The organism is Mycoavidus sp. B2-EB, from assembly GCF_014218255.1.
Taxonomy (GTDB): Bacteria; Pseudomonadota; Gammaproteobacteria; order Burkholderiales; family Burkholderiaceae; genus Mycoavidus.
Window position 1 is genome coordinate 1764119 of record NZ_AP021872.1, and the last position, 12423, is coordinate 1776541.

The following is a 12423-nucleotide window of genomic DNA, read 5'->3' on the forward strand; positions in this document are numbered from 1 at the left end:
ACGTTTTTTGCTTAAGCACTGGAAGTTTTTTCGCTCTTTCTCGGCTAAGCCAGCAGCTCATCTAGCATAGCTATCGAGAAAGTATCAATTTTTAGTAAAAATTTCAACTATTTAAATAATATGATTGCGCTGGATGCCTTAACACTTGCTCGAGTTCAATTTGGCTTCACCGTCTCGTTTCATATTATTTTTCCCGCCTTAACGATTGGACTCGCCAGCTATCTGGCGGTGCTTGAAGGATGGTGGCTACATTCTCGTAAACAGGTTTATCAAGACCTCTATCATTTCTGGTTAAAGATTTTCGCCATTAATTTTGGCATGGGCGTAGTTTCTGGCCTCGTAATGGCCTACCAATTTGGTACGAATTGGAGCTATTTTTCAGCCTTTGCAGGCAGTGTCACCGGACCTTTGCTGACCTATGAAGTACTCACCGCTTTTTTCCTAGAAGCCGGATTTTTAGGCGTCATGCTGTTCGGTTGGAATCGAGTCGGCCCTGGGTTGCATTTTTTAGCGACGGTCATGGTTGCGCTTGGCACCTTAGTCTCCGCCACGTGGATTATTGCCTCCAATAGTTGGATGCATACGCCTGCCGGCTATGAAATCGTGGATGGCAAAGTTGTGCCAACCGATTGGCTACAAATTATTTTTAATCCATCCTTCCCATACCGGCTCGCGCATATGGGCGTGGCCGCCTTTCTTGCCACGGCGCTTTTCGTCGCGGCTGTAGCGGCCTGGCATCTTTTGCGCGGCCGCCATCAACCCGCGATTCGCAAAATGTTTTCGATGGCGCTTTGGATGGCACTATTGGTAGCGCCGCTACAAGCACTGATTGGTGATTTCCATGGCCTCAACACCCTTAAACATCAGCCGGCCAAAATCGCTGCCATTGAAGGGCATTGGGAAAACCACGACAGCCCAGGGATGCCACTGACATTGTTCGGCTGGCCCGATATGAGCCGCGAAGAAACACGTTATGCGCTTCAAGTCCCCCGTTTAGGCGGCTTAATTCTGGCTCATAGCTGGGATGGTCAAATTCCGGGCCTAAAAGAATTTGCGCCCGCCGATCGCCCTAACGCCACGATTGTATTCTGGACCTTCCGCATGATGGTTGGCTTAGGGGTTTTAATGATTGCGTTAGGCGTGTGGGGATTTTATTTACGCTGCCGTAAGCGCTTATATCACTCTCGCGCATTTATGCACTTTGCGCTATGGATGGGGCCCACCGGGATTCTCGCGATTCTCGCGGGTTGGTATACCACTGAAATTGGACGCCAGCCTTGGACGGTCTACGGTGTGATGCGCACGGCCGATGCCGTATCTACGCACAGTGCATTACAACTAGGCATTTCTTTGGTTATCTTTGTGCTCGTCTACCTAGCCGTGTTCGGTGCCGGCATTGCTTACATGATGCGCTTAGCGAAGCAAGGCCCTACTCTTAATGAGGGCAAAGAGATCAATCCAGGTGGGCCAGGTCAACTGCATCAACCCATGCGACCGCTTTCGGCTGCCCCTGCAGTCTCAAAAGAGAATACCCGTCCAGGACATTAATCCAGCAACTTCTTTTTAATCTATGGGGCTTACCATGGGCATCGATCTTCCGCTCCTTTGGGCCGTGATTATTCTATTTGGCGTGATGATGTACGTCATTATGGACGGCTTTGATTTGGGTATCGGCATTCTCTATCCTTTTTTTAAAAAGAAGGAAGACCGCGATGTCATGATGAACACTGTCGCCCCCGTTTGGGATGGCAATGAAACCTGGCTAGTACTTGGCGGGGCAGGCTTAATGGCCGCTTTTCCGATAGCTTATGCGGCCGTGCTGAGCGCGTTCTATTTACCGCTCGTATTCATGTTGGTGGGCTTAATCTTCCGTGGCGTCGCGTTTGAATTCCGTTTCAAAGCAGCCGAGCACGAGCAACACTTCTGGGATAAAGCGTTTATCGGCGGCTCAATCGCTGCCACCTTTTTTCAAGGCGTCACGCTGGGCGCATTTATTCATGGGATTGACGCGGTAGATATGAATACCGGCGCTTACATCGGCAACAATATATTGCACTGGCTTACGCCATTTTCGGTGTTTACGGGTTTGGGTCTAGTGGCTGCTTACGCTTTACTCGGCAGCACGTGGCTCATCATGAAAACCGATGGTGAGCTGCAACAACGCATGCGCGCACTCACCCGCCCTCTAGCCTGGATTCTGTTAGCGGTGATCGCAGTGATTAGCCTATGGACCCCGCTTACGCATGCAGCGATCGCGCACCGCTGGTTTAGTTTACCTAATTTATTTTATTTCTTGCCCGTTCCATTATTGGTCGCGCTGGCGATGTATTATCTGCTCAGAACCGCTAAACATGCCCATGCGGCCCCATTCTTACTCACCTTAGCCCTGATTTTTTTGGGTTACAGTGGGTTGGGCATTAGCCTATGGCCCAATATTGTCCCACCCCACATCACCATTTGGCAGGCCTCTTCTCCAAGCCAAAGCCAGGGCTTTGCATTGATTGGCGTGCTCCTCATTTTACCGGTGATACTGCTATACACCGCATGGAGTTATTACGTCTTTCGCGGCAAAACCCGCCACGGCGAAGGTTATCACTGATGCCTAACAACAGCCCTGACCCCAACGAATTACCCCCACCAGCCAGCAAGCCGAGCTTAGGCGGATGGTACGAAAAGCTGGGCTGGTTTATAGTGCTCTGGGCCGTCAGTGTGCTCGCCCTGGGCGCTGTCGCTTATTTGTTTCGCATATTGATGCGCGCAGTGGGCTTAAGTCCGGCTTGAAGCAAGCGCAACTTCATCCTGTGCCGCAGAACGCGAATCCGGCAGTGGTGGATTGCTCATGCCATGATAAGTAAAAACCAGTGAAAATTTTACTGCGTCGGTCTGATTTGGCCCGGCCGAATGCAAGGTATTACAATGAAAAAACACCACATCCCCCGCCGCGAGCTCAGTGGCGCAAGCGGTTTGCATTAATTCGGCATTTTCCGGCTGCTCCGCGCGAAAAAACTTAGCCTGGTCAAAACGCTCAGCGGACAACCTTAAACGATGAGATTTAGGCACAAACCAAAGAGCACCATTTTCAGCCTTTTCAGGACCCAGCGCCAACCAGACGGAAATAAGCTCATCGCGCTTAAATGACCAATAGCGAGCGTCGCGGTGCCAACCCGTTAAGCTGCCGTATGCTGGATGCTTCGTCATGATACAGTTATGATGCGCACGCGATAACACCGCGGGTTCATCCCAATATCTCTCCATCCAGGCCGCGATCTGTGGCGCCACAGCCCATTCCCGAAATAATGCATCACGACCATACGCATCCAACAACCGGCGCACGGTCTCACCGCCTGCCGCTTGCCGTGACGTAGGAGCGCCGGGATAACGCAAATCCGCTTCATACTCAAGTGGCGCAGCGCTCACAGCCAGCTGCGCCTCAGCCGTATGTCTAAGCGCCGCGCAGTGCTTAGGATCGACTAATCCACGCACCACTACAAAGCCCTCTTCGCGCAGTACTGCAATCTCTTGCTCTAATTTCAAATTATCGACCATCACCTATCCGCTCACTCAAAACTTAAATTATGACTGCCCTTGAACATATTTAACCAAACTATCAACTATACTGAAAAAGTAAGGGCTAAGGAATGGAGATAATTATGAATTACTTAACGCTCAATGACCTCATTCTGTTACTCCCACTGGCTTTGGCTGGCGCAATTATGCTAGGCTCAATTCCCGTTGCTTCTAAATTCAAATTAACCAGCTTACGTATCATTGGGGCACTGCTTGGCGCTTTATTTGGTTTAATTTTTATTGAAGGATTGCCTGCTTTAGTGTAGCCCCTGATAATACCGGGCATGACTTCATCTGAAAGACTCAAGACGCCTTATTATTTAATCGGGATTGATGGTGGCGGAACTGGCACGCGCATATTATTAGCGGATGCACATAGTACGATACTCGCCCAAGCACATGGCGGGCCTTCAGCGCTTGGGCTCGGAGTGAATGCCGCGTGGCGCGAAATTATCATGCTCTGCACCGCCGTATTTAACCAAATCGGCAAATCCTTCGATTCAACTCAATGCGTACTGGGCTGCGGTCTGGCCGGAGCGGACAATCCGGGCTGGCGCGCCCAGTTCATTGCACAAGCGCCTGTATGCCAAACGCTTGCGGTTGAAACCGATGGTTATACAACCTTGCTGGGCGCGCATAGCGGTCAGCCGGGCGTGATTATTGCTCTTGGCACTGGGAGTGTAGGCGTGGCCCTAAATGCTGAGGGCAAACGCAAGATAATAGGCGGCTATGGCTTTCCTTCCGGCGATGAAGCCAGTGGCGCCGCCTTAGGTCTGCGGCTCGCCCAACACGCTCAACACGCCCTAGACGCGCGAACTGCGCGCGATACATTTGCTAACGCGATCTTGAACGCGCTTAGCGTAGATGACCGAGAGAGCATGCTCATATGGTTAGGCAACGCTAGGCAAACCCAATTCGCATCGCTTGCGCCACTGGCTTTTGCTCATGCTGACCATCCCTTTGCCCAAACGCTGCTCACCAGCGCCGGCGATGAAATTGCCAGTATGATAGATGCACTCGATCCAAGCCACACTTTACCGGTTGCGCTATGCGGAGGGCTCGCAGCGGCTTTTACCCCCTATGTGCCCATGACCCACAGCCCCCGCTTACGGCCTGCGCAAGGAAATTCTGTGCAAGGGGCATTACAACTCGCATTATGTAACAACCGCACTGATTTTTACTTTTGCAAATAAATTTTTTATGAGATCATTTATAATCCAGTTTTGTTTTAATATCATAGGGAAAACAAAAAATGGCCACTTATCAGGCTCTACAGCTCCAGATTCAACAATTGCAAGCACAAGCGCAGGAGGTTCGAAAAAAAGAATTGGCCAGCGTTATCGCTGAAATTAAGCAAAAAATAATTGATTATGGCCTCAGCTTGTCTGATCTAGGGTTGACCAAGACTAAGCCGTCTCGCGCTGGCGCCAAAGCACCGCAACCGCCTAAATATAAAAATCCACGCACAGGACAAACCTGGAGCGGCCGCGGCAAACCACCGCATTGGATCGCCGGAAAGAGCAAAGAGAAATTTTTAATTTAATTTAAAAATAGGCGCTCGCCGTATCCACTATGCACGTGCAATCTCGGGCATAGTGGAGATGTGCTCTCCTCGTAAATGACGGTGATTTGAGGATAATGCCTCCGGATTAACAGCGTTATAAATGTCGCCTCTGAGATAAGCTAAGACATTTTCAAACGCGGCGCGGAAATACATTTCATAGCTTTCACGCTCTACATAACCGATATGTGGGGTACAGATCACGTTTTCCATGCGCAGCAAAGGGTAGCCTTGCAGAACCGGTTCACTCTCATAAACGTCAATTGCCGCCATCCCAGGACGGCCCGCCGCTAACGCGCGTACGAGCGCATCCTCTTCAATCAGTTCTGCCCGACTCGTATTGACAAACAAAGCCGTTGGCTTCATTTCCTGTAAATCAGCATAGGTCACGATGCCACGCGTTTCGTGATTCAAGCGCAAATGAATACTGAGCACATCACTCTCGGCAAAAAATGTCGCACGGCTTGGCGCGATCTCCAGACCATCCACCCGCGCCGCCTCAAGCGAAGCCTCGCGCCCCCAAATCACCACCCGCATCCCGAAAGCACGCCCATAGCTTGCCACTAGCTTACCGATTCGGCCATACCCCCAAACCCCAAGGGTCTGTCCACGCAACACTTGGCCGAGCCCAAAATTTGACGGCATTGCCAAAGTTTTTAACCCTGACTGCTGCCACGCACCTTGTTTCAAATTAGTCACATAATGGGGGATCCGCCGTTGTGCAGCCATAATCAGCGCCCAAGTCAACTCTGCCGGCGCAACCGAAGCGCCTTTACCCTCGAGCACAACAATGCCACGTTCAGTGCAGGCAGGAATATCGATGTGCTCGCCCACGCTTCCTGTTTGGCTGATAATTTTAAGCCGGGGCAGTTTATCTAACAAAGGTTCGCCAACCCGCGTGCGCTCACGGATAAGCACCAGAGCCTCAATTTCAGCCAAGCGGTTAGGAAGCTGCCCCAAACCGCGCACCATATGGTTAAAAATCTTAACATCATGAGCGGCCAACAATTGAAAGCACTCTAATTTCCGAACCGCGTCTTGGTAATCATCAAGAATAGCTATTTTCATGGCCAGAATATAAAAAAGGGTTAGCGCCGAATATGCTCGAATACTGTTAAACAGTTTCTTTTTAGCAGCTCATGCACCGATTAGACAAACGCGTTGCTTCGGGTATATTGACCAAGCGAAAAATTATTGAACTAATTTTAGATTAAGGTTTTGGATTAGGTAGACAGTTCACTTGCGTTCGTCTCTTCGACTCATGCTTGATTGAGCTTTGGGACCCCACCCCTTTTCCAACTAGCACACTGGATTGGCCCCTTGGCAGCGGGGCAGTAACAAAAATACCAACCGCTTACTTTGCCAGTTCTTGCCTAAAGGCATCGATCTTTCTAGCCTCAGTCAAACCGGCCTTAACGACATCGCCAGGCTTTGGAATGGCTCTCCCCCGAGCAAGCTTTAGCTCAGAAATTCGAAAATGTAAGATTGATTAAATGAGTTGCACTTGATTCTTAAGCCCGTCCATGATCATCGCCCAATAATACACTCTATCATTTCACTATCCCACTGGACTGCAGCCATGTACTGGGCCTCTGCCAGAAGCCTAGGGCGTCTTGAATAAAAATCTTTCAATAAATTAATGCTTTCAGAATTTTTAGAATTTAAAGCTATCTTTAATACAAGCTCATCTTTAGCATTCTTTACATTAGGGTTTGCACCCGCATCCAACAGAATTTTCAGTATTTCTTGGTTACCCGTTTTTGCCGCGAGATGGGCAGGGGTGTTCTTATCTTTGTCAGCTTGGAAGTTGACATCAATACGAAGCTTAAGCAAAGCATTGACCATCTGAATATCATCCCGATCAATCGCTCTACATAGAGTTTGCTTTGTTTCATTAGAACTCATATATTTAGCCAACAGCAGCTTATCCGGAGCATGCTGCGGAATAAACTGACCATTCAAATAAAGTGTCTTAATGTAATCGCGTATCTCAGTATTTCCAGAATCATCTGCAACCTGAAGCGCAGTTTTTTTAAACGAGTTAAGCGCATTTAGATTTGCGCCACGCTCAACAAAAAATTTTAAAACCTCAATACCACCAACCTTTGCTGCAAGATGTATAGGCCGATTACCATAATTATTTTTTGCATTTGGATTAATGCTCCAATAATTAAACAATGAATCCAACATATACACATCTTTGCTAATTATTGAATTATTTATAACCACCCATCGATTATCATGGCTACCCATATATCCAACCAACAAATCCTTATCCACATTATGCATTGGTATATAATCATTTCTCAAATAGCATCCCGCCAAAAAATGCATCACCCCGTGATTTCCTTTGGCAACTTGCGCAACCGTCTGCTTATTTTGATTAAGCATATTGAAATCTGCCTTCATCTTCATCAGATGATGCAATAAAATCATATCCCCATCTATTGCGGCAATATGTGGAGGAGGATTACCCGCGCTGTCTTTTGAGTTTTTTAATAAAAAAGGAATCACTTTTTGATTACCTCGCATCAGCGCAATTTGCCAGGCCATTTTCCCAGACGCATTAGGCCTATTAAGCTCGGCTCCCATACGCCATACATGCTGTAGCAGTGGGAGACCGCCTTCTGAGGCTATAACATGCACGAGCAAAATACCTGCACGATCTGGCGAATTTACATCGCCCCCAAGCCTTAACAGGCTCTCCGCCAGCTTATCATCTTGGTGAGAGATAGCCCAATGCAGTATTTCCTGCTGCTTCCAATTGTCCCAATTTTTCCATCCCGATTTTATTAACTTCGTCCATTTATCATAAGCGCCAGAAAAAATCTGGCTCCAATTTTCTATTTTTTTCTGCAATTCATTAGTATCTTTTATACCTTCAGTCCACTCCGACTCTCCCTCAGTCCACTCAGACCCTCGAGCTGGCTTACCCAGCTCGAGCTCTCTCAGAGTTTTTATCCAAAAGTTTCGCTGGCGCAGCGCTTCATTAACATCGAGCCGAGCATCAAGCTCGGAAGATACCTCAAAGCTAGAAGTCAATATGGAAGGGGGAAGAGTCGACGTCAATGAAAAAGGCTTATCTACTTCTCCATCTTTATTAAGATCTAATTCAGAAGATAGGTTAGAACTAGAAATCGATGCAGAATGGGGGTAAAAGTAGGAGATAGCTGAAGATGGCATATTTTTTTCTTCATATTTATCTTTAACGATTAATTTTATTAATTTTTTAGAATCGGATCGAGATGGCAATGCTTCAAAGTTTGGATCCAGGTTTGCATAGCTGCTCACCATATTTCTCAGTTTTTTTTCTGCAGAAACCACCCCTGAATTACCCTCAGTGTTTGCACCTACAGGAAAAGTGTTATTTATTCTAGGAGAGCCCATAAAAATTCCTTAATTACGCACCGGGACCAAACTAAATAATTAGATTTAGCTATATCGATTAATTCAATAACAGCGCCTTATATAAATATAAGTTTATTATTTATAACAGAATCTTACACCGCCTTCGCGAAGCAAGGCGGTATTATACGAAGCCACTGTTTAGATATATTTAGATTAATTCTCTGGGTAACCAGATCACGCCGCAGCGGCCTCACCCACCATATTGCGCTAAAGAGAAACCTATCGGATCTTAATATAGACTAGCTATCAACTAGAGCGCCCCTCTATTGAGTTGTACGGAATAACTCGAAAATTCTTTCGTCGCAAAGGTTTAGCGTCGAGATAGAGATGCCTAAATTTCGATAAAATAGCCTATGTGTGCCTTAGGCACACTGGATTGGCCCTTTAAATAATTGGACACAGTCATTTACTTAATATAGATTAAAATTAAACAAGAACAGAAAAAATAAATCTGAAACGCGTCGGTGCTAGCCGTTTAAAAAACTCTATCTCAGAAATCCTAAAATATAAGATTGGCTAAATCCGTTGCATTTAATTCTTAAGAACTTCCATTATCATAGCCAAATAAAAAACGCATCATTTCACGATCCCACTGGATTGCAGATATGTATTTAGCCTCGTCCAGAAGCTTAGGATGTCTTGAATAAAAATCTTTCAACAAATTAATATTTTCAGAGCTTTTAGAATTTAAAACTACCTTTAAGACAACCTCACCTTTAGCATTCTCTACATTAGGGTTTGCGCCCGCATCCAACAAACTCTTCAGAATTTCTTGGTTGCCAATTTTGGCTGCGAGATGCGCAGGGGTATTATTATCTTTGTCAGATTTAAAGTTGACATCAATACGACGCTTAAACAAAGCATTGACCATCTGAATATCATCCTGATTAATCGCCCTACATAGAGCCGGCTTTCTTTCAGCTGCATTTATATATTTAGCCAATAGCAGCTTATCCGCATCATGTTGCGGAATAAACTGGCCATTCAAATAAAGATCTTTTACGAAGGCTAATACGCTTCTAACTCTATAGAACTCTGCAATCTCTAGAATTGAGGTTTCAGCCGCCGTCGATTTATTAAGTTCTGCGCCCATATCTACTAAACGCCGCAACGCATACACATCGCCCCTCGCTGCAGCATAATGTATAGGTAAATCACCTTTGTCATTTGGCGAATTTACGTCGACGCCATATTTCAGTAAGAGATCCATCATCGTTTTATCGCCCTGCAGCAGAGATCTATGTAATTCTTTTGAGCGCTCACCAGCACTCATGTTCTTCACCAACAATTCTTTAGCCGGGTCAGCTCTTAAAGTATAGGAATCATTGAAATAAAACTCTTTTGCAACATGCGATATAGAGGAATTACTTTTAGCATTTTGCAAATTTATATTGACCTTATATTCAAATGAAATGTTCTTCATTGCGCTATCTCCCTGCGGCCGGGCTCTATTTAATCCTTCTATGCGCTCACCATCACTCATGTTCTTTTCTGGATTTTTATCATTTTGCAAATTTATACTAGCCTCATATTCAAGTAAAATGTTCTCCATTACGCTATCATTCTGTAGCGAGGCTTTACTTAATGCCTCTTTGCGCTCAGCATCACTCATATTATTTGCTAACAACTTTTTATCCGAGTCAGATTTTGGAATATAGGAGTCATTAAAATAAAACTCCGTCATGAGGGCAAATACATTTATCTCCCCCTGAAACTCAGCAATCTCTAGAAGTGATGGTTTCGACTCACTAAGTTTTGCACCCTTATTCACCAAACTCCGCAACGCATCAACATCGCCCATCATTGCAGCACAATGTATAGGTAAATCACCTTTATCATTTGGCAAATTTACGTCGACGCCATATTTCAGTAAAAGATCCATCATTGCTCTATCGCCCTGCAGCAGAGCTTTAAGTAATTCTTCTGAGCGCTCACCAGCGCTCATATTTTTCACTGACAATTCTTTATCCGAGTCACTCTTTAGAATATAAGGCCGGGGGCTCGGGGCACGTAGAGCAGAAGGAGACTCGCCCTGAATTTTTGGCGAATTAGAACTTTTTTCGAGCTTATTCTCTAGTAAGCTTGAAATTGGAAAAGATGATCGTCTCTTAGCGCTAGGGGTCGTTTTAGGTGGAGTATTTGCATCCCGCGCCTGCAATTCTGAGTTGCCTGAGCTTGTAGACGCTGCGGCAATTATTCTATGATGAGCTGTCATAAAAATTCCTATCCTGTATTTTTCAACAAAGCACAGGTTAAGCTTTGTAAGAAGACGTCGCACACTTTTTACGAAGCACCTTCGGATTAGACGAAGTTACTCATCCCAGCGGGATAACTCTTAGAAAGTATTTTTAGGAAAAGTAAGATTGACCAAATCTATTGTACTTGATTTTTGAGACCGCACCTACCACACCTTGATTAATAGCTATACATAAAGCATCTTTTGCTCACCAGGAGATATATATTTAGCCAGCAGCACCTTATCCGATTCATTCTGCGGAATAAACTTACCACTCAGATAAAGATCTTTTATGCAATATCACAAATCACCATCAATATCTCCTTATAGATTGAGTTCACTGAATAATGTCAGACTTTTATAGTCACCCATTAGAACCGGAGCTTAAGGTTTAACTAATAATATAGAAGTTTATTTAGGTAAAAATTTATCAATATAATTTCTACGCGACGAGATATTAAATAAGCTTTCAGAGGAATAAATAAGCGACGCATTCTATTATTTTTTTACTTTCCCACCAGGCTCAGAATTTATCTCATTCTTAGCAACACTACTACCATTAGCCTTGGCATTAAATATGGGGGAGCTCTTATATCAACATTATTTGACCAGGCTCAATCACTTACCCGCGAACCGTATTAAGCAATAAAGCGACAGAGTATTTTGTCGCAAACTCAATTTTATTTAGGAAGCAGGGTCTTGCGCCTCTTCTACGAAAGGCGGCTACTCTATATTAAATACAATCGACTATATTTATATAGCTCCAGGCTGGCTTTATAAAAAGCTAAAACTAAGATTTAGCGAACACAGATAAAATTGTATTTTTGGCAAAAGATAAGGCCTGAACATACCTGTAGAACCTGTCTCAAGCTTGGGCTGTGCTGCTCGTGCAGTATAAATAAACGTGCCGATTTTCTTCTGTCTCAGCAGATATGAAGCCCCACTTAGGTTAATAAAGGGTGGCCAATGTCTAAGCTTACTTCAGCCACGACTACACCGCTTTTCCAGATCATCGAATATCAAGCCAGGGTTGGTTGAATAACCGCACTGCTTCAAATTGCTTAATCTTCTCTGCATGCTGCAAGCTCAACCCAATTTCATCTAAACCATTTAGCAAACAGTATTTATGAAAAGCCGCCACTTCAAAAACATATTCTTGCCCGGTTGGCATGCGCACACACTGCGCATTCAGATCAATGCTCAATTGATACCCGTGGTTCGCCTGTGTCTCATCAAATAATTGATCAACTTGCTCTTTAGTCAAGACAATCGGCAACAGACCATTTTTAAAGCAATTGTTATAAAAAATATCCGCAAAGCTAGGCGCAATAATGGCGCGCAGGCCATATTGCTGGAGCGCCCATGGCGCATGTTCACGCGAGCTACCACAACCAAAATTCTGGCGTGCAAGCAGAATCGATGCGTTCTGATAACGCGGCTGATTCAACACAAAAGCTGGATTTAACATTCGCTGCGTCGGGTCTTGTCCAGGCTCGCCTGGATCAAGATAGCGCCATTCATCAAACAGATTAGGGCCAAACCCGGTCCGCTGAATGGATTTTAAAAACTGCTTTGGGATAATCGCGTCCGTATCTACATTAGCACGATCAAGCGGAACCACAAGGCCAGTGTGAAGAGTGAATTTTTCCAT

11 protein-coding genes and 1 pseudogene are annotated in these 12423 nt (G+C 45.5%); 7 read left to right on the forward strand and 5 right to left on the reverse strand.

Going from position 1 to position 12423, the window contains the following annotated elements:
* Positions 1 to 120: 120 nt before the first annotated feature.
* From MPB2EB_RS07880 to MPB2EB_RS07890, 3 genes are read left to right on the forward strand one after another with little or no spacing between them, the layout of a single operon-like run.
* A complete protein-coding gene (locus tag MPB2EB_RS07880) occupies positions 121 to 1548 on the forward strand; it encodes a cytochrome ubiquinol oxidase subunit I (protein WP_185181775.1) in 1428 nt (475 codons plus the stop codon).
* 34 nt (positions 1549 to 1582) lie between these two features.
* Positions 1583 to 2599: a cytochrome d ubiquinol oxidase subunit II gene (gene cydB / locus MPB2EB_RS07885; RefSeq protein WP_185181776.1), complete on the forward strand. Its 1017-nt coding sequence runs from the start codon at positions 1583 to 1585 to the stop codon at positions 2597 to 2599.
* Positions 2599 to 2781, forward strand: a complete 183-nt coding sequence (locus tag MPB2EB_RS07890; protein WP_185181777.1) for a DUF2474 domain-containing protein — start codon at positions 2599 to 2601, stop codon at positions 2779 to 2781. Before cydB ends, MPB2EB_RS07890 begins: the two co-directional genes overlap by 1 nt.
* On the opposite strand, the gene MPB2EB_RS07895 is transcribed toward MPB2EB_RS07890, so the two are convergent.
* Entirely contained in the window at positions 2767 to 3546 is a 780-nt protein-coding gene (locus MPB2EB_RS07895) for a phytanoyl-CoA dioxygenase family protein (protein WP_185181778.1), read from the reverse strand. The two genes, MPB2EB_RS07890 and MPB2EB_RS07895, sit on opposite strands and share 15 nt — an antisense overlap.
* A 104-nt stretch (positions 3547 to 3650) precedes the next feature.
* Between MPB2EB_RS07895 and MPB2EB_RS07900 the strand changes: the two genes are divergently transcribed.
* Genes MPB2EB_RS07900 through MPB2EB_RS07910 form a run of 3 tightly spaced genes read left to right on the forward strand, consistent with a single transcriptional unit; the run spans position 3651 to position 5110 of the window.
* Positions 3651 to 3833: a hypothetical protein gene (locus MPB2EB_RS07900; protein ID WP_370576597.1), complete on the forward strand. Its 183-nt coding sequence runs from the start codon at positions 3651 to 3653 to the stop codon at positions 3831 to 3833.
* An 18-nt stretch (positions 3834 to 3851) separates the two neighbouring features.
* Entirely contained in the window at positions 3852 to 4760 is a 909-nt protein-coding gene (locus tag MPB2EB_RS07905; RefSeq protein WP_185181779.1) for a BadF/BadG/BcrA/BcrD ATPase family protein, read from the forward strand.
* A gap of 59 nt (positions 4761 to 4819) precedes the next feature.
* The gene (locus MPB2EB_RS07910) at positions 4820 to 5110 is read left to right on the forward strand and encodes an H-NS family nucleoid-associated regulatory protein (RefSeq protein WP_185181780.1); all 291 of its coding nucleotides are present in this window, start codon (positions 4820 to 4822) and stop codon (positions 5108 to 5110) included.
* Between the two features lie 27 nt (positions 5111 to 5137).
* Here MPB2EB_RS07910 and MPB2EB_RS07915 read toward each other — a convergent pair whose 3' ends face one another.
* Positions 5138 to 6196: a D-2-hydroxyacid dehydrogenase family protein gene (locus MPB2EB_RS07915; RefSeq protein ID WP_185181781.1), complete on the reverse strand. Its 1059-nt coding sequence runs from the start codon at positions 6194 to 6196 to the stop codon at positions 5138 to 5140.
* Positions 6197 to 6443: 247 nt separating this feature from the next.
* Here MPB2EB_RS07915 and MPB2EB_RS07920 point away from each other — a divergent pair.
* Positions 6444 to 6590: pseudogene (locus MPB2EB_RS07920) on the forward strand (IS30 family transposase); the annotation flags it as partial.
* A 65-nt stretch (positions 6591 to 6655) separates the two neighbouring features.
* Here MPB2EB_RS07920 and MPB2EB_RS07925 read toward each other — a convergent pair.
* The 3 genes from MPB2EB_RS07925 to leuD form a co-directional block, all read right to left on the reverse strand.
* Positions 6656 to 8515, reverse strand: coding sequence for an ankyrin repeat domain-containing protein (locus MPB2EB_RS07925; RefSeq protein WP_185181782.1), 1860 nt, complete (start codon positions 8513 to 8515; stop codon positions 6656 to 6658).
* 559 nt (positions 8516 to 9074) lie between these two features.
* Positions 9075 to 10751, reverse strand: a complete 1677-nt coding sequence (locus MPB2EB_RS07930; RefSeq protein ID WP_185181783.1) for an ankyrin repeat domain-containing protein — start codon at positions 10749 to 10751, stop codon at positions 9075 to 9077.
* Positions 10752 to 11781: 1030 nt separating this feature from the next.
* Positions 11782 to 12423, reverse strand: coding sequence for a 3-isopropylmalate dehydratase small subunit (gene leuD / locus MPB2EB_RS07935; protein WP_185181784.1), 642 nt, complete (start codon positions 12421 to 12423; stop codon positions 11782 to 11784).

Coding starts and splice junctions, on each gene's coding strand:
- MPB2EB_RS07910 (WP_185181780.1), top strand. CDS start 4,820: ATGGCCACTTATCAGGCTCTACAGCTCCAGATTCAACAATTGCAAGCA.
- MPB2EB_RS07925 (WP_185181782.1), bottom strand. CDS start 8,515: ATGGGCTCTCCTAGAATAAATAACACTTTTCCTGTAGGTGCAAACACT.
- MPB2EB_RS07900 (WP_370576597.1), top strand. CDS start 3,651: ATGAATTACTTAACGCTCAATGACCTCATTCTGTTACTCCCACTGGCT.
- leuD (WP_185181784.1), bottom strand. CDS start 12,423: ATGGAAAAATTCACTCTTCACACTGGCCTTGTGGTTCCGCTTGATCGT.
- MPB2EB_RS07915 (WP_185181781.1), bottom strand. CDS start 6,196: ATGAAAATAGCTATTCTTGATGATTACCAAGACGCGGTTCGGAAATTA.
- MPB2EB_RS07880 (WP_185181775.1), top strand. CDS start 121: ATGATTGCGCTGGATGCCTTAACACTTGCTCGAGTTCAATTTGGCTTC.
- cydB (WP_185181776.1), top strand. CDS start 1,583: ATGGGCATCGATCTTCCGCTCCTTTGGGCCGTGATTATTCTATTTGGC.
- MPB2EB_RS07905 (WP_185181779.1), top strand. CDS start 3,852: ATGACTTCATCTGAAAGACTCAAGACGCCTTATTATTTAATCGGGATT.
- MPB2EB_RS07930 (WP_185181783.1), bottom strand. CDS start 10,751: ATGACAGCTCATCATAGAATAATTGCCGCAGCGTCTACAAGCTCAGGC.
- MPB2EB_RS07890 (WP_185181777.1), top strand. CDS start 2,599: ATGCCTAACAACAGCCCTGACCCCAACGAATTACCCCCACCAGCCAGC.
- MPB2EB_RS07895 (WP_185181778.1), bottom strand. CDS start 3,546: ATGGTCGATAATTTGAAATTAGAGCAAGAGATTGCAGTACTGCGCGAA.